Raw genomic sequence first — 16,819 nt, forward strand, 5'->3', positions numbered from 1 at the left:
AAAAAAAATCTGGAAATCCGCATTTTCATGGGCCTTCCAGATTTTCGAAATGGTGGGTCGTGTGGGATTCGAACCTACGACCAATTGGTTAAAAGACAATTGGTGGTAAGAATCGCTCTAAGCCCCGTGGCATAAGGCTCTTAGCCCGACGTATTTGGCAACGCAGCCTCTAATGAATCCACATTAGAGGCTCCAAAAAATGAAAATTACCTCGGTCGTTTCGACCAAAGGCGGCGTTGGAAAAACCACCGTTGAAGCCAATCTCGGCGCACTGTGCGCGGACGCCGGGCTTCGCACTCTCCTCATCGATCTGGACCCCGCGCAGCCTTCGCTGTCTTCGTACTACCAACTGGTGGAAGAAGCGCAGGGCGGGATCTACGAGCTACTCGCTCTGAATGCGACTGACCCGCTACGGATCATTTCCAGCACTGCGATTCCGAACCTCTCGCTGGTCATCTCGAACGACGTCAACAACCAGCTGAACACCCTGCTCCTCCAGGCGCCCGATGGACGCCTACGGTTGGCAAACCTGATGCCGGCCTTCAAGGATCATTTCGACCTGGTGCTGATCGACACCCAAGGTGCTCGCTCAGCGATGCTTGAGATGGTTGTCCTGGCATCGGACCTGGTCGTTTCCCCTCTTCTACCAAACATGCTCGCGGCCCGGGAGTTCAGCCGGGGCACCATGCAAATGCTGGAAGGCCTTCGCGCCTATGAGCGTCTGGGCATGACCATCCCGCCGGTAAAGATCGTCATCAACAACCTGGATCTGACCGTCGACGCGCAGATGATCGAGCAGTCGGTGCGGGAGATTTTCCACGACAACTCGCAGATCAGCGTCCTGGACAACACCATCCCAGCGGCCGTGGTGTTTCGAAACGCAGCGTCCCTGGGAGTGCCGGCGCATCGTCTGGAGTATCGGCAACCCTCCAATCGCAAGTCCCCAGCAGCCTTGGCGATTGTTCGTCAGCTCGCCATCGAGCTCTTCCCCGAGTGGCGTGATCGCTTCGAAGCATTGACCGAGACCGTTATCGAGTCACGCGTGAAGGGAGGCCACTGACATGGCAAATCCTTCAATGACTCAGCCTGCAAATATCAGCGCGGACGTGGTGCTGGAGCTCGGCAAGCACCAAAGCGCTCAGCAACTGCGCAAGCTGCAGACGAAGCTCACGACAATGGCTCGGGAGATACAAGGCTTGACTGCCGGTGGGTACTTCCCGCTCGGACGCCTCGGGGAAACGCTGAGCGCCGAGCAGCTTCAGCTCCTGCGTGACGCCGCCAAACTGATCGAATCAGTGGGTCTCAACATTGAGCACGCAAAAGAAAAGCGGCAACGGACCGAGGTGTCGGCCAAGACGCTTCAGAAACAGCGCGAGCGCGAAGCCAAACAGCTTGTCGCTACGGCCTACCCTCTGCTCAGCGCAACAATCGACCAAAAGCTGGAGATCATCCGGCTTGTGCTGGTCCACAGCCGCGCGGGCTGCTTTCAGCCGTTTTACACGCCAGTGGAAATGTCACTGAGGCTTCGCAACTACGTCAGTTCCCCTCCCAGGTCCCACGTTTACAAAGGCCAAAACCATTACTGGGAAAACAAGGTCGAGGCCTTCGGGAGCGAATTACGGGAAGAGGTCGAGCTGTATTTGCTCACTGACGATGGAAAGAGCGTGCAGGAGCGATTCAACGCTTTGCAGCTGGCAGTGCAAGAGGTTCGCGCCAGCGTGTTGGGAGCTTCCTATGAAATGGAGACAGTACGTCTGTGGGCCGCAGTGCTTTCCGATGCGCAACTGCGGAGGACCGGCAAGTGATGGACAAGCAGAAGGTCCTCAGCAAAGTCGCCAAGCTCATGGCGTTGGCCAACTCCCAGGGCGCATCACCCAATGAGGTCGAAACGGCGCTCAGACAAGCCCGCAATCTGATGAAGCAATACAACCTCGAAGGCGCGGAGGTTAAAGCTCACTTGGTAGATGAAGCCAGCGTGGTGACCCACACGCGTCGGTCTCCCCAGAATTGGCTGCACTCGCTGGCATCAACGTGCGCAACTGCATTCGATTGCAGCCATCTGGCTTACTTCCACCTCACGAGCGGCTGGTCGTTCAAGTTCCTCGGTAAGGGCATTGCGCCCGAGCTGGCGGCCTACACCTACTCGGCCCTGCATCACCAGCTCGTTGCTGCGCGCCGCAGCCATGTCGCCCAGCAAAAACGCTGCAAGCTCAAGACTAAACGGCGCCGGGGTCAGCTCTTCACGGAGGGTTGGCTGAACGCGATTTCATACAAAGTCGCTCAATTCGCTGGAGGTCTGGACGAGTCCACTCGTGGTGAGATCGTCGCGTACCTGGGCGTGCATCACCCCAATCTGAAGGAGCTGACCATCGAACCGCTGGAGGCCAAAGGTCACGACGCGGGGTCGATGATTGCCGGCTGGGATCAGGGGGCCAAAGCGAATCTTCACCGCGCGGTGGAGCAGCGAGGTCAAGGCGCACTGGGTTTCGGGGGTGGTGAATGAGCCTTCTTGACCTTGCGCCACCCTACTCCGTCGAAGCTGAACAGGGCGTTCTCGGCGGCTTGCTGCTCGACAACAACACGTGGGACCTGATTGCGGACCAACTAACTGAGGAGGACTTCTTCAAGCAAGAGCACCGGCTGATTTTTCGCACCATTGCCGGGTTAGCGAGCCAGGCCATTCCGTTCGACGTCGTCACCGTCAACGATGCCTTGGCAGAGCCCGCTGCAACGGGAGGGTTGGCCTACTTGGGGGAACTCGCGAAGAACACGCCCTCAGTGGCCAACATCGAACATTACGCCCAGATCGTTCGCAACCGCGCCCACCTCCGGAGACTGATCTCGGTTGGCTTCCAGTGCTCCCGCGAAGCGGCTGATCAACAGGCCATCGCCAGCGAGGTTCAAGAGTCGATCGAGCAGCAGTTGTTTGCGCTGGGGCAGGACAAATCCACAGCGGATTTCATCGATCTCAACCAGCAGTTGACCAAGGTCATCGGGGAGATAGACCAGCGTTTCAACAGCAACGAAACCCTGACCGGACTTCCGTCCGGCCTGACTGATCTGGACGAGATGACCACGGGCTGGCAGCCGGCAGATCTGATCATCCTGGCCGCACGTCCCTCCATGGGGAAAACGGCACTGGCGCTCAACTTCGTCGACGCCGCGCTGCAGGGAGAAAAATCCAGATCGGTACAAGTGTTCAGCCTGGAGATGCCAGCCAAAGCGCTGATCTATCGGTTGCTCGCGGTTCTCGGCCAGCTGGATCTGCGCAAGCTGCTCAAGGGTGATCTCGAGGACGCGGACTGGCCGAAGCTAACCTCGGCCGTCGCCAGGATGAATGACTACGGGGACCGTTTGGTCATTGATGACGCATCCGGCCTGACGCCTGCCGCATTAAGGGCCAAGTCCCGGCGAGCTGCGCGTAAACACGGGCATCCCTCGCTGATCATGATCGATTATTTGCAACTGATGAATTGTCCCGGACAAGAAAACCGGGCCAATGAGATCAGCACCATTTCCCGGTCGTTGAAGGCGCTGGCCAAAGAGATGGACTGTCCTGTCATCGCGCTTTCGCAACTCAATCGAGCGCTGGAGCAGCGCCAGAATAAGCGCCCGATCAACGCGGATCTGCGTGACAGCGGCGCCATCGAGCAGGACGCCGACGTGATCATGTTCGTGTACCGCGACGAGGTATACAACGCGCAATCCGAAGCCGCGGGCATCGCCGAACTCATCATCGGCAAGCAGCGCAACGGCCCTACCGGGGCAGTCCGAACCGCCTTCATCCCAAGTCAAACCCGCTTCGCCAACCTCAGCCCAAATACATGGCAAGGAGCCTGCGCATGACCATCCCCTTTACCCATCCAATCACCCACTGGTGCAGCAACTGCGATGCCCACTTTCGGCTGGACCAGGTTCGCCTGTGTGTCCCGGCTCCTGAGTCAGCGCTTGGCGAAGCAGAAGTGTTGCAGTGCCCGACCTGCAGCAGCTACGAGATAGAGAAATTGCTTGAGGCAGATGCGCAGCACTGCACGGTGGTGTTTCGCCTCTCCGGCTCCCGCGAGGCGCTGGGCTACTTCCTGTCCGAGCTTGAAACCAAATTTCCCGAGTCCGAGCCGGAGATAGTCGCGGTGCAGTCAGGAAATGCACTTGAGCGCAGGGGAAACGCTGAATGAGCACGATCGTCAGGTCAGCCAGGCAAGGCATTCGTCTGCTAATGGACTTTGCCCTTTCACATGGGTGGAAGGTATCCCGCACTCAGGGTGGCCACATCAGGTTCACCAAGGCGGGCATGCCTCCGATCTTCACATCATCCACACCGAGCGATTATCGCGCTGAGCTGAACGCCAAAGCGCAGCTGCGTCGTGCAGATCGCTGTCACCGCCAGTTCCAGCAGGAGGCAACCGATGCTTGTTCATAACTGCATTATTCATTACGTCGATAAGACCGGGGAAAGCGCGAGTGGCCAGCTTTACTTGCGCGATTCCGTGCTGCCCGAATCGAAAGTCGTTAGCCAACTGATCGAATATCTACATGACAGGTTTGACGATGCTACTCCTACGGCACGGGGCTTCTTCAACTCAGACGAAGACACCTACCCGCTGAGTCGATGGCTCCAGGAATATGTCGAGGGCGATGTCGATTTCGCAGGATTCAGCCAAGCATCAACACTCCATTTGGGCACCTTGATACCGAAATCAGATGCCTACTCAGGGGGCCACGTGCTGTTTGCGCATTGCTCGCAAGGCATCACGGAGTATTTGTACATCGCCGTTTTGCAGCGCCGCAGCGGCTTCGCCGTAACGCAGGAGCTCAAGGTACTGCCCTCGCTGCAGCTCGACCTTGATCGCTTAGGGATGACTGCCCGCATCAACCTCTCACTGTGGGAAACGGGCGGCGAATCCGCGCCGTACATCTCTTTCATCGACGGACAGAGCCAAGTGCCATTTGCCGAATTCGTCGGTTTTAACGAAGCACCCTGCCCTTCAACCCGCTGCGGCCAGAGTCTGCCAACCCATCCTGGAGATCAAAATGAGTAATCAGCCCCTGCGCCGCAACGAAGAAAAGTTCGTCATCCGTCTCCCCGCCGGCATGAGAAGCCGAATCGCTGACGTGGCGCGCACCAACGCGCGTTCGATGAACTCGGAAATCCTCCATCGCCTGGAGCACATCGAGGAACTGGAGTGCGCTCTTGACCGAGCGACTCGAGTCATCGACCAACTGCTAGGGGATTCTCAACCCAAAGCCAGCTCGGGAGCCAAGACATGAAGCAGTCCGTAGCGAGCATGAAGGATCAGTTGCTGAAGCCGTCATTTGAACAGCGGGCCCCCGCTGCCGAACGCATGAGCGATCCGATCGTCGACACTTCGATGGTCCTGACGCTGGATGAGACGTTGCCCTGGGACACCAACCCTCGCACGACGCGTAATCCGAAGTACGACGAGCTCAAAGAATCGATACGCCATCGCGGTCTGGATACACCGCCCCCCGTCACGCGCCGGCCAGGCGAAGACAAATTCCGGATCAGGAATGGCGGCAACACCCGACTCGCGATCCTCAACGAGCTGTATCGAGAAACCGGAGATGACAAGTACTTCAGGTTTCACACGCTATTCCGTCCATGGGATGCCTTGCGTGGGGAGATCATCTCCCTGACGGGCCACTTGGCCGAAAACGACCTGCAGGGGCAGCTTCTCTTTATCGAGCGGGCCATCGGCGTGGACAAGGCGCGCCAGCTGTATGAGGCAGACGCTGGGGAGAAGGTTTCGCTGAGAGAGCTCTCTCGCCTGCTGAAGTCCGATGGCTACCCTGTGTCGGCCTCTCACTTGAGCCGGATGCAGGACACCATTCGCTACCTGTTGCCGGCTGTTCCAGGGATTTTGTATTCAGGTTTGGGGATAGATCGCATATCGAAGGTGCTGGCCCTGCGTAAAACCAGCCGGCAGTGCTGGGAGCAGCACTCCGAGGGACTGGAGCAGCCACTGGACTTCGACCAACTGTTCCAGGACGTGCTTGCCCAGTTCGAAGGCGAGGCTGACGAGTTTCTGCTGCAGCGATTTCAGGATGAGCTGATTCACCAAATAAAAGGACCATTGGGCCTGGGTTACGAAGCGGTCCTGCTGGAGATTACGCAAAATCAGGATCAGCTTCGTCGATCAACCTCCGTGGCGGATATGCCGCCGGGCGCGCCTGTACTGCCCCCCACGGCAGAGCCTGACCCAGGCATCGCTGATGTCGAGCGCGGGCCTACCGCCCCCCTGCCATTGGCGGACCAATCCCACCCCAATGCCCAACTACCCTCCAGAACCGCTGAGACATCCTCATCTGAGGGCCTTCAATCGACATCGCTCAGCCAGGGGGAAACCCAGGCCCGACTGGAGGGCCATATCGCAAGCCCGGTAACTACCTCCTCCCGGGTTCAGCAGGTGAAACAGCAGCTCGCTGCGATTGATGGAGAGCAGCTACCGGACTTCGCCGCCAATGCGCTGGTGTCGATCCCCGTTCAGGCGGGCGGCCTGCACCCGATCTCGGACCTTTGGTACATAGAGCGCGAAATCGATACCCCGAACGAACTGCGGCTTCACATAGCCCAGCTTGCCCGTGAAGTCGCCGCGTCGGTCAACGCGCCGGGAGAGATCTACGGAATCGAAGGAGGCATCGGTTTCAGCTACCGGCACCCTGTCGACCAGCTAGAGGTGAATGCGACAGCCCAACACACCCTGACCCTGCTCCAGTCTCTAAGCGGCTCGATCGCGATCGCGCTGAATATGATCCAGCAGCAGCCTGAGATCCCCAAAGATGCCCTCTCCGACTTTGAGTTCGCAGCAGGATTAGGCCAACTGCTGCTGGGACAGCCAGCGGCAAAGGACGACGTACCCGACAACGCCGGGAGGTTGAGCGACGGGGCCCTCGTCAAACTCTTCCGCATCATCCGCTTGGCCAGACGCTTGATTGATCTCGAAATCAACGCTCTTGGTGAACCAGTTGGGTCGGCTTCTAGCTGACTGCAGCCCATGCCAGGGAGGACCAGTGATGTCCAAGACACCTATCAATGAAGCCATTCTTTCTCAGGTACTGCACAACGTGCGCAACGGCCAGTTGCGGCGATGTTTCGAGATGGGCTTGGAGCCCGAGGTGCTGGCTCAGCTCCAGCAACCCTCAGCGTTGAGCCTTCTGCTCAACACGCCGGTTTCATGGTGCAACGTTACGATCGACGGCGAGATGGTAAAGAAGATTCTCAACAGCGCGCAACGCTCTGACGGGGAGGTGCGCATGATTGAGCGAGCACTCCGGCTCGGCGCCACAACCCATATGCTGCAACAGTTCTTCGGGCTCTCGCCTCAGGACGTGGCCCTGCAGCGGTTGATGATGGGGATCACCGCGCGCAGGGGCCGTTGGAGAGAGTTCAGCGAAGAAACCGACGCCGATCTCTGGTACCGATGGACGCACCTGATGAAAGAGCATCAGGTCAGCCTGGCAGACAGCGTCGCGATGCTGGACATCGCCATGCTGGTGGCAGAAGAAATGAAATCGCCCGATAGCCTAGTTGCCGAGGATGCGCCCGAGCCTCTTAGCCTTGCGGTCATCTGGCATCGAATCCAAAGCTGGCTCAGAGAGGGTTTGTACCCTCCTTCTCAGGGACACGGTCAACTGCCAAGAAAGCCTTCAGCCGGGACGAAGCTGGCTCAGCGCAAACCAGGTCAATCGTCGCCGGCAGAAGGTGACCCCGAACCATGAAGCTCTCACGATTCCCATTGGCTGCTCTTCTGGACTCGGCTTCAGGGCAACTTGAGGCGCATCTGCTTCACAAGAAAGAATCAGCGCCGCGCACGGTTGCCGGCACGCCTTCTTATGCCGGGATCATTTTCAGCGGAAATCCTCATGAGGCAGTGCCGCGACGCCTCCTGCTTGATGATCGATTAACCCCACTGGAGAGAAACACATGGCAGGTCTTCCGGATGCTGATCAATGGCGACGGTGTCACAGCATTCCCCACCTACGACCAGTTGCGTCCGTACCTCGGCATGCAGCCCGGCAAGCCGGCATCGAGGGAGACAATTTCCAAGTCACTGGTGACCTTGCGGCTAACGCGCTGGCTCAGCCTGGGACGGCGTGTTCGCAACGATCTGAGCGGACAGGTTCAAGGGAATGTCTACCTGCTTCACGACGAACCGGTATCACCCGCAGAAGCCATCGAGTTCGATAAGGATTACCTGCAGTTGCTCAACCAGTCGATGCAGCACCCGAACAAAGCGATTCGTGAAGTGGCGGAAATAGCCTGGAATGAGTTTGCCGCAGACCCTGACGTGGGCGAACGCTTGCCGACACGCCTGGATAAGCTCGTAGATCGGCTCAGCTCTCAACGGCTTGCACCGATCTCGAAAGAGCCGATAGATCACCAAGCCACAGAGTTCGGCATCCGAACTCAGCAAACGGCTACTCAGTCTCCACTGAGTTCGGACTCCGAACCCAGTCCGAACTCGCGTTTCATGAGGAGTGACTTGCAGAGTTCGGAATCCGAACTCAGTCTGAATCCGCAGAGTTCGGACTCAGTTCGGAATCCGAACTCATATAGTACGTATACAAATACATACCAAGATGTTTGTAAAAGCTCTGTACATGTACCGCCCGCAGAGAGCGATGTGAGCGCTGGAATGCTGCAAGCGGTGCACCGGCTGCCGCCCGATCAGAAGCAAAATGCGTTGGAGGCGCTGCAGAAAGTCCCGCCCGAGCTGAAGTCCGCACTGGTCAAGCAGTGGGTGCATCGAGTGGAAAGCGGATCGCTGAGGAATCCACTGGGGTACTTGCTGACCCTCGTGTCCAGCGCTGTGCGTGGGGAGTTCAACAGCACATGGACGCCGGACCAAAACTCAGCGTCTAGCGGGCGGGCCCGGCCACAACTCGGCGTCACAACGGACAAACGGCCAGAAGTGGTTCGCGGTTCAACCGGACCGGAACCGGTGCCTATGCCAACCAGCGCCAGGACTCCGGAGGCGATTGCGGCTGCACAACATGAGATCAGCGCGATGATCAGTCAGCTCAAGCTCGGCAGGTCTAGTGCATCGTGACGAGACTTCGAGCTATCCACTGCACTGCGCGTCAAAGCAGGTCGACACGTCGGTTACTTGAGTGTTGCGGGCCGCAACACTTGACCAACCAACTTCCTGCTCTGGCCTAAGCTAGCTGTTCCGGCCCGCAACAGCTCGCAGGCGGAGAAATTGCCCTCTAATTAACCACCCGTTTGCATTAGAGCTGACCGGCCAATCGCATTTCTCATCACCAGCCATTGCATGGGATTTGATCAACATGATTTGTGAGCATGACCGGTAGAGTAAGGCCAGAAGCATGCTCCCGACCAAGGTGAGAGTTCACCACTGAGCTTCCTCGGCGTAATCCGAGTGCTGTTTCTGATACTGAACACCCGAGATAGCCATCAGGGCTATGAGTCCTGATTTCGACGCTCTTTAGCGGGGGCGAATTCCACCGTAATGAAGTATTCGGTCTCTTCCTTCGCGCTTGCGTTGATCTGCCCGTTTGCGCCTGCTTGTAACATTTGAGCTTGAATTTGAAACTCTATGTTGCGGTCGTTCGAGAACGAAGTGGTCTCTTTGATTTCGAGCGACGCTACTTCACACGCTCCGATTTCACGAGCCATCACCACCGCTGCCCAAGATGGTTCAAAGGCCAGCCAGAAATAATCCGCTCTCGCCAAGCGGTCGCCGTCATGCCACTGCTTGCCCCTGAGCCGAAACTCCCTGGAATCCATCGCATTCCTTGACTGGTCGTTCTTGCTGGAGTAGGCAGCGCGGCCACCGCCGTATCCAGCAACGTCAGTGGATGTAGATCCGTTGATTGAGCTACGGGCGACTTCAGAGGATTTTTTTGAGATCTGGATTCTGGTCGCTCCCATGTCGACCAGCATTTTGATAAGTTCTGCTTCACGCTCAGCGAGCAAAATTTGGTCATACCGCTCGCTGGGGATGTACAGGTTATGTTTGTCATGGGTTGCCGCCCCTGCCAGCGGATGACGCTTGTAGACCTTTCCAACCAAGGGGTGCCCGGGCTCGAATCGGAACCCCGCCTTGTCGGCCTGGGCGGGGGTCACAGAGTGCTTGCGCATATATGCTGCAAACCGAGCAGCTTCCAGTGCCTGAGCTTCGTTCAACTGTTTTTGTTCTTCCGCATTCGCGACCGAATACCGCGATATCAACTGAACAAAAAATGGGCTAACTGCTGCTGCACCTACGGCAGAGGCTAAAAGCCCAATCGGGGTGGTCCGCATCGTAGCGAAAGCGGCAAGGCTCAATCCGCTCAACGCAAGCTTATCCCAGCTTTTTTCGTCTGATGGGCTTAGGTTGGGCGACCCCTCTACAGCTTGGACTGGCGCACCCTCTGCCACGTAGATGTGATCAAGCACTAAAGGCCCAAGGGTCTCGTCTTCACTAGGAAGATTGATTACATTCACTTGCGATCACCTCTGGGTATGGTTGGACATACCTGCTTCGGCTGATTTTCCGGTTACTTGACTGGTGATGAAGGCGATGTGAAGGTGCGGGCGTGGACCAAGGCTGATCACTGGTGTCTGGGGAACGCTTAGGGGTCGATAGCTGCCGGGCATAGCTGCACCGCGCCGAAGTCATTCAAGGCGTTTCGAATGCTGCCGTATCGGAACCGTATGTGGCATGGCGGGATGAGCATTGACACCTGGAAGTCCCCTGGCCACCTCACAGGCGAAGACTAGGGGTATCTTGGCTAATGCCCCAGATCAACGTGCCAACGAGGGCCACACACCCATCCTGAAAAGTCGACTGACCTCAGCCCGGGTGGCGATGGCGCGTGTCCACTATCCTGTGGGATAGTGGCTAGAGAGCAGCTGCGCGGAAGTAACCCAAGGGTGACTGGCAGCAGCTCTGCAAAGCCCTGAGGTTATCTAGAAGCGCAGCCCTAAGATCTCGCTGTTCTCGTCAGTCGCAGGCAGATCATACTTATCAATCAGTTCCCCAATTGGCGAAAACGAGCTTGGGCTTCCAAAAGGAATGCTTCGCAACCAGCGGCAACAACTGAGCCAAGGACAATGCGTCTGCGGGGCTGCATAGCCTGAAGAAATACCTGCTGCCCCCAATCCTCTTCAAAATACTCCGTGAGGTCAGCGCTCTCGAGGGTCTGCGATATAGGTCGCTGAGCAGGGTCTTCCTCATCAGGCTGAGCGCAATACTTCTCAGATAATTGGTTGCGTAGTAGCTTGAACGCGTACTCCTCCCATTGAATTGGGGATTCGTCATAGATGCTGACCGTTAGCTGCCTATGGGCCAGTTCCGCGTAGCGGGCTTCGTAGGGCCTAGACCGCCTTACTAATTTAGCTTGGGGCGAAGGCATGCTGCTTTAGCCTAGTCGGATCAACCGGCAGATTCCGGCGAATTTCTGCCGGGCGAGACGAGCTGTCTTGGGGCAGACCATGTGAAAACCAGCTTCATAACTCAAGCGTTTTTCAAAATGGTTGCAGCGTCGTTCACGCCACCTGTCTGAATCATGTGAAAGAACCCTCGCTCGATGTCAACGACCCGTGCGCTGGGCAGGTAGGCTTGGGCAATATGACCGAGATGATCACACCACAGCTCGTAGGCATTGGAATTTCTGAGATTGGTGGGAATGCTGGTCTTGTGCTCTTTGAACGCGGCCAAAATAGTGTCGTCATGGACTTGATGCATCTTCATTATCTGCCTGTCCAGTGTGGCGGATTTGACAGGGTCGAGGTACATCCGGATCTTGCTTACAAAGGAAATATTAGAAAACTGAGGCAGCCCCAGACGAGCGATTTCGTAGAGAGTCGGGCGTTGTTGATTAATGAACAACTCTGATGCTTGGCCGAGTTGCTCGCGGGTTACTTCAGACCTGAAGCGCTCTACGCGAACAGGGGCAAGCCCTCTCATTTGCGCAAACCCCCAGTAAAGAATATTCGATAGGCCGTCTTTGACTTCATCAGGAGATGAGCCGAGCAACTGATGACGCACACGGGTTTCCAACTGTGACATCGAAAGCCCAGAGACAGGTGTTTGGTCCGAGAAATCAAAGTGGGCTGTAGGGAATGAATACGCGCGTACTGCGTCGTTCAATTTTTTCACTTGAGAGCTGTCCAGCGACATCAACTACTCCTTGTGGTTCTTGAGACATTACACTGCTAAAGCTTTGAAGCAGCAACCAAACGACCACACCACTTCCCAACCCCAAAACGGCCTCGGCATCATACCCGCGCCAGAATCATGATGCGGCTAACCCATAGGCAGCTTTGAATCGTTTTCAGCCGGTCATGCCAGTGAATCGAGCTGCTGAAGTCCGATGAAAATGATTGGCAGGTCGAATGCAAGCGGACCGGCAATCCCCTGCAATTACTCAGCAAGCAGCATCCCGCTCCGACCAGGCTGGAGTGTTGCGGCCCGCAACACTTGGTAAGCGGCTGCCTGCTCCGCCCCGAACCGGAGTGTTGCGGCCCGCAACACCCAACTGATCTCAATCATGCCGCGTCATCCAGCACCAACCCGATGCAACAAATCCCCTCCCAATGGACCACGCATTAATTGCTGTCGGCACATCGCTCAGTTCGCAGCATGAGTGCATCTCCTTACCAAGGAATACCTGCACCATGGCTGATAACTACCGGCTCAACATCGGCTCGCTCCGAAGCGATGTAAACCTGACCCTTCATACTCATCACGCGGCGCGCATCTGGATGGGGCGAGCCAAGAGCGATGACAAGGCCGGCATCATCGGCTTGTCCGGCTTTTGCTCGATCGTCAACCGCATGTCTCGCGGCGCTCAACAAGATGATCCCTACTCCGACTGGTGGATGATCAATCTGGAGGAGAAGATCAACGAATCGAAGGACGCACTGAAGGCCGTGGAAGATCGGCTGGATACAGCGATGGCCTCACTGCCGCCCACCATCAGCATCGGCAACAATCTCTCTATCCAGCCCGTCAGCCTTCCCCTCTATATATCCAACCCGCTCGGTTTTCAGGCGGTATACCTGCTCACCAACTACGACGAGATCGTCCGGCGCATTTTGCTGGCTCAGCACGTTGGCCTCATTGGTCGCCGCAACATGGAGATGTGGATCGACGAATGCGCGGCGGTGTTGCGCAGGTTGTTTGGGCTGGCCCAGCTGTACAAGTACTCCGGAGCTGCACGGGATGACTTCGCCGCAAACAACGCGAAGGCTGAAGCAGCCCGCAAGATGTACGAGCGGTATGGCGAGATTCCACAGGACATCCTGGAGGGCACGCGTCGCTCCACGTTTGCTCCGCCGATTACCCGTGGCCAGCCTCAAGTCGAGGAGCAGGAACACTTCGAAGACGGCGTCGAGGATTGATGACCATGGGCCAGACCAACTCGACTGCGGAATCGCTGCAACAGGGTGCCTTCCGACCACTGCAACAGGATGCCTTCCAGAGCCTGCAACACGGCGCCTCACTAAAGGGCCTTTTAAAGCCTTTTAAAGGTAAGGGGGATCTGACCCAATTTGCGGATCAATGCCAGGCGCTGCGGGCAGGTTTGAAGGACCTCGCACACGGTGTAGTGGACCAAGCCAAGCGACACCCATTTTCTCTGCTGCCCGTTCGTTTGATCGAACAGAACACGGCCGTCGGCACAACCTTTCTGCGCTGGCAGCACATTTCGAATCGGCGGATGGGCGTCGCGATCTGGGCAGACATGATAGGTGCTTCCAAAACACCGGAGTCGATGCTGCAGGATCTCTACAAGATGGAGCTGCAGCGGATCCTCCTCAACATGCAAATGAGCTTGATGCACTCGATCGCCAAACAGGCCGCCGAGTGCGCCGAGAAGATGGGTCAGGCAGAGGCCACTTACCACGCTCGGCTGCAGCAGCACACCAACCCATCGCACAAGCAACAACCTCAAGGAGAACGCACATGAGCACAGCTATCCAAGGCTGGGAAGGCAACATCGGCTCCAACCCGGAATTCAAGGAATTCCCCAACGGCAACAAAGAGCCCCGGCGTCTGCTGCGGATCAATGTGTATTTCGATAACTCGATCCCGAAAGACGGTGGCGGCTACGAAGACCGTGGCGGCTTCTGGGCGAACGTTGAGTGGTGGCACAAAGACGCCGAACACTACTCAGCACTGTTCCAGAAAGGCATGCGCGTGTCGGTTGCGGGCCGAGCGGTGATGGATCACTGGGAAAACGCTGAGGGACAGTTTGACGCGCTGAAGATCCAAGCGAACCGCGTTGCCATCCTGCCCCACCGCGTCACCATGGTGAACCTGGCGCCATCTCAGTCCCAATCTGCGCAACAGACTGCGAACCAGCAGCAGGCACTGCCTAACCAGCATCCCGATCCAGACGGCTATCCGACGGACGATCAACCGTATTAAGCAAGGTGGGGGCAATTTTTCCGCGCCATGCGTGGAGCTGTTGGTGTGGGGGAAGCGGTCCATCGGCTTCCCCCACCGCGTTTATGGGCCTCCGTCAGACGCTGACTAATGGCCTGACTGGTCAACTCCTCTTCTGCTCGCACTGCGTCGTCGAACCGGGTGCTCAGCCAATTCATCCCAACCGAAAAAATCGCCCCAATCGGCTCACTGCATCCTGCGGTCGGACTTCAATTCGGGACGCGAGGCCCATGAATCCAATCCTCAGGCCATGCCAAAAAATGCCCAATACGTGGAGCGGCTGTCTGAGGATCTGCTTTGCGGGATGCTGCACCTTCTGAATAACCCCCTCCTCCACGCCGACCATTTCTCATTGATGCCCCGCCCTACTGCCGTGACAGTCCGCGACTGACACAATCAGAGGGGCACCCTATGAAGCTGATGATCATCGAGTCGCCGGGCAAGCTGAAGAAGCTCCGACCGATAATGAAGAAACTCCGGCCACACGAGGACTGGGAGGTCGTCGCCAGTGGCGGCCACATTCGAGACCTTCCCGTCAGTGGGCAGGACGATTCAATGATCACCACCGGCGTGCGCAAAAACTACAGCCTGGTCTACGAGATTCTCGACAAGAGCACTCGCAACGTTCGGGCTATCAAAGACGCGGTGAAAAAGGCCAGCGAGATCTACCTGGCGACTGACCCGGACCGGGAAGGTGAAAGCATCAGTTGGCACATCAAGGAAGCCGCGTCCATCAAGGACTATCAGCGGATCACCTTCAACGAGATCACCCTGAAGCGGGTTGGCGAAGCGCTCGCGTCGCCGCGAATGATCGACATGAACAGAGTCGCTGCACAGGAATGCCGTCGCGCGATGGACCGGCTCGTTGGCTATATGGTGACCAAAGAGCTGCGCCGCCTGATGGGTAAACCTACGACGGCCGGTCGAGTGCAGTCGCCTGCGGTGTACATGGTTGTCTTGCGCGAGAGGGAGATTCGCACATTCGTCGTGATTGCCCACTTCAGCGCACGCCTGCATTTTCTTGCTGCTGACGGCGGTTCAACCTGGTGCGCCGACTGGCAACCTGTTCCGGATTACGCATCCAAGGAAGATCCCTACGTCCGCGATGGCCAACTCGCCCAACTCGTGGCGGCAACGAGAAACGTGATCGTTGAGTCGTCTGACGATCGCAAAGCTGAGCGGGCTCCGCCAGCGCCGTTCATATCCTCAACGCTGCAACAGGCGGCCAGCAACTCACTCAAGTGGGACCCGGATAAAACCATGCAGGTGGCCCAGCGCCTGTTTGAACAAGGCGTCATCACCTATCACCGCACTGACAACCCCAACGTACCGGACGAGGCAATGGCGGATATCCGCGCCGTCGCAAACACGTTGGGGATGAAGTCAGTGACCGAGCGCAGAGTCTTCAGCGCGGCAGAAGGTGCGCAAGAAGGACATCCCGCAATCACTCCGACAAATTGGGCTGACACTGACGCAGGCGAAAATGCCGAAGAACAGGCGTTGTACAACCTCATCCGCATTCGCGCGCTCGCCAGTCAGATGGAGGCAGCCATCTATGACGTCCGCACGGTGAAACTGATCGCAGCCGGTCCAGACGGTAAGCCACTGCGCTTCACCGCCTCAGGAAAAACTATCGCCAACCCGGGCTGGCTGAAGCTGCTGAAGAACGATGACACGGAAGACAGCGAGGACTCTGGGGGAGCCGGAACAAGCAACCCGGTTCCCTTGCTCGCCCCGCGCCAGGTGCTGTCCGTCCACAAAGGCGAGTGCCTGAACAAGAAAACGCAGCCTCCTGCTCGATACACCAAGGCTTCATTGATCAAGGAGATGGAGCGCAGAGGCATTGGCCGCCCAAGTACATTCGCGTCGATCCTGAAGAACATCAGCAGCAAGGGCCTCATCACCGAGAAGAATCGCAAGCTCGTACCTGAAGCCCTCGGCGAAGAGACGATTGCGCGGCTTGAAGGGGTATTCAGTTTCCTGGAGCTCAACTTCACCCGAGAGCTGGAACGCGACCTCGACCGAATCGCTCAAGGTGAGGACACGTATCGCTCGGTGATTACCAAGCTGCATAAGCGGCTTGAGGATGAGCTGTCCAGGCAGCAGGACCAGCCCAGCGCGGCCGTGCAAGCTGCCAGCCGCAAATCTGCACCGGCTCCGAGCGAAGTGTTCACGTGTGGAAAATGCGGCATGGGTCTGGTCAGACGTATCAAAGCCGGGAAAGGCGGCTGGGACTTTTGGGGATGCTCCGGGTACAGGGCCAGTGGTTGTCAGGTGAGTTACCCGACCAAGAACGGCGAGCCAGACTTCAGCAAGGCCAAGGGGATCTGAACACTTAGGTCACTAGGGGCCCCCCAATCCAATACTGACGATGACCGAGCGCCGATTAACCGTGGATGCCCTGGGTC

The 16,819-nt window shown here is 57.4% G+C and carries 17 protein-coding genes; 15 read left to right on the forward strand and 2 right to left on the reverse strand.

Annotated elements, in window-relative coordinates; translation table 11 throughout:
• The first annotated feature begins 199 nt into the window (after positions 1 to 199).
• The 11 genes from BMY98_RS18235 to BMY98_RS18285 are packed head-to-tail and all read left to right on the forward strand — an operon-like array spanning position 200 to position 9,068.
• Positions 200 to 1,060, forward strand: a complete 861-nt coding sequence (locus BMY98_RS18235) for a ParA family protein (RefSeq protein WP_074891471.1) — start codon at positions 200 to 202, stop codon at positions 1,058 to 1,060.
• Position 1,061: 1 nt separating this feature from the next.
• The gene (locus tag BMY98_RS18240; RefSeq protein ID WP_074891473.1) at positions 1,062 to 1,805 is read left to right on the forward strand and encodes a hypothetical protein; all 744 of its coding nucleotides are present in this window, start codon (positions 1,062 to 1,064) and stop codon (positions 1,803 to 1,805) included.
• The gene (locus BMY98_RS18245; RefSeq protein ID WP_074891475.1) at positions 1,805 to 2,503 is read left to right on the forward strand and encodes a DUF2786 domain-containing protein; all 699 of its coding nucleotides are present in this window, start codon (positions 1,805 to 1,807) and stop codon (positions 2,501 to 2,503) included. The genes BMY98_RS18240 and BMY98_RS18245 overlap by 1 nt, the downstream gene beginning before the upstream one ends.
• Positions 2,500 to 3,846: a replicative DNA helicase gene (gene dnaB / locus BMY98_RS18250; protein WP_074891477.1), complete on the forward strand. Its 1,347-nt coding sequence runs from the start codon at positions 2,500 to 2,502 to the stop codon at positions 3,844 to 3,846. Before BMY98_RS18245 ends, dnaB begins: the two co-directional genes overlap by 4 nt.
• Positions 3,843 to 4,175: a hypothetical protein gene (locus BMY98_RS18255; RefSeq protein WP_074891479.1), complete on the forward strand. Its 333-nt coding sequence runs from the start codon at positions 3,843 to 3,845 to the stop codon at positions 4,173 to 4,175. Before dnaB ends, BMY98_RS18255 begins: the two co-directional genes overlap by 4 nt.
• Complete coding sequence (locus tag BMY98_RS27680; RefSeq protein WP_074891480.1) at positions 4,172 to 4,420, forward strand: type II toxin-antitoxin system HicA family toxin; 249 nt, start codon at positions 4,172 to 4,174, stop codon at positions 4,418 to 4,420. Before BMY98_RS18255 ends, BMY98_RS27680 begins: the two co-directional genes overlap by 4 nt.
• Complete coding sequence (locus BMY98_RS18265) at positions 4,407 to 5,039, forward strand: nucleoid-associated protein (protein ID WP_074891482.1); 633 nt, start codon at positions 4,407 to 4,409, stop codon at positions 5,037 to 5,039. The genes BMY98_RS27680 and BMY98_RS18265 overlap by 14 nt, the downstream gene beginning before the upstream one ends.
• Positions 5,032 to 5,268 (forward strand): Arc family DNA-binding protein, encoded by a 237-nt coding sequence (locus BMY98_RS18270; RefSeq protein ID WP_074891483.1) that lies wholly within the window; start codon positions 5,032 to 5,034, stop codon positions 5,266 to 5,268. Before BMY98_RS18265 ends, BMY98_RS18270 begins: the two co-directional genes overlap by 8 nt.
• A complete protein-coding gene (locus BMY98_RS18275; RefSeq protein WP_074891484.1) occupies positions 5,265 to 7,004 on the forward strand; it encodes a ParB family protein in 1,740 nt (579 codons plus the stop codon). The genes BMY98_RS18270 and BMY98_RS18275 overlap by 4 nt, the downstream gene beginning before the upstream one ends.
• Before the next feature lie 28 nt (positions 7,005 to 7,032).
• Positions 7,033 to 7,737 (forward strand): DUF2857 domain-containing protein, encoded by a 705-nt coding sequence (locus BMY98_RS18280; protein ID WP_074891486.1) that lies wholly within the window; start codon positions 7,033 to 7,035, stop codon positions 7,735 to 7,737.
• Positions 7,734 to 9,068: an STY4528 family pathogenicity island replication protein gene (locus BMY98_RS18285; RefSeq protein WP_074891488.1), complete on the forward strand. Its 1,335-nt coding sequence runs from the start codon at positions 7,734 to 7,736 to the stop codon at positions 9,066 to 9,068. The genes BMY98_RS18280 and BMY98_RS18285 overlap by 4 nt, the downstream gene beginning before the upstream one ends.
• A 371-nt stretch (positions 9,069 to 9,439) precedes the next feature.
• Here BMY98_RS18285 and BMY98_RS18290 read toward each other — a convergent pair whose 3' ends face one another.
• Both BMY98_RS18290 and BMY98_RS18300 read right to left on the reverse strand, forming a co-directional pair.
• A complete protein-coding gene (locus BMY98_RS18290; RefSeq protein ID WP_074891490.1) occupies positions 9,440 to 10,465 on the reverse strand; it encodes a hypothetical protein in 1,026 nt (341 codons plus the stop codon).
• Positions 10,466 to 11,477: 1,012 nt separating this feature from the next.
• A complete protein-coding gene (locus tag BMY98_RS18300) occupies positions 11,478 to 12,143 on the reverse strand; it encodes a hypothetical protein (protein ID WP_074891493.1) in 666 nt (221 codons plus the stop codon).
• Between the two features lie 497 nt (positions 12,144 to 12,640).
• On the opposite strand from BMY98_RS18300, the gene BMY98_RS18305 reads away from it, so the two are divergent.
• The 4 genes from BMY98_RS18305 to topA all read left to right on the forward strand — a co-directional run bounded on the left by BMY98_RS18305 (position 12,641) and on the right by topA (position 16,742).
• On the forward strand, positions 12,641 to 13,366 hold the full coding sequence (locus tag BMY98_RS18305; RefSeq protein WP_074891495.1) for a PFL_4669 family integrating conjugative element protein: 726 nt from the start codon (positions 12,641 to 12,643) through the stop codon (positions 13,364 to 13,366).
• Positions 13,367 to 13,371: 5 nt separating this feature from the next.
• On the forward strand, positions 13,372 to 13,932 hold the full coding sequence (locus BMY98_RS18310; RefSeq protein WP_074891596.1) for a DUF3158 family protein: 561 nt from the start codon (positions 13,372 to 13,374) through the stop codon (positions 13,930 to 13,932).
• Complete coding sequence (locus BMY98_RS18315) at positions 13,929 to 14,393, forward strand: single-stranded DNA-binding protein (protein ID WP_074891496.1); 465 nt, start codon at positions 13,929 to 13,931, stop codon at positions 14,391 to 14,393. The genes BMY98_RS18310 and BMY98_RS18315 overlap by 4 nt, the downstream gene beginning before the upstream one ends.
• A 429-nt stretch (positions 14,394 to 14,822) precedes the next feature.
• Entirely contained in the window at positions 14,823 to 16,742 is a 1,920-nt protein-coding gene (gene topA / locus BMY98_RS18325) for a type I DNA topoisomerase (protein WP_074891500.1), read from the forward strand.
• Positions 16,743 to 16,819: the final 77 nt, after the last annotated feature.

The sequence above is a fragment of the Pseudomonas graminis genome, from assembly GCF_900111735.1.
GTDB classification, from domain to species: domain Bacteria; phylum Pseudomonadota; class Gammaproteobacteria; order Pseudomonadales; family Pseudomonadaceae; genus Aquipseudomonas; species Aquipseudomonas graminis.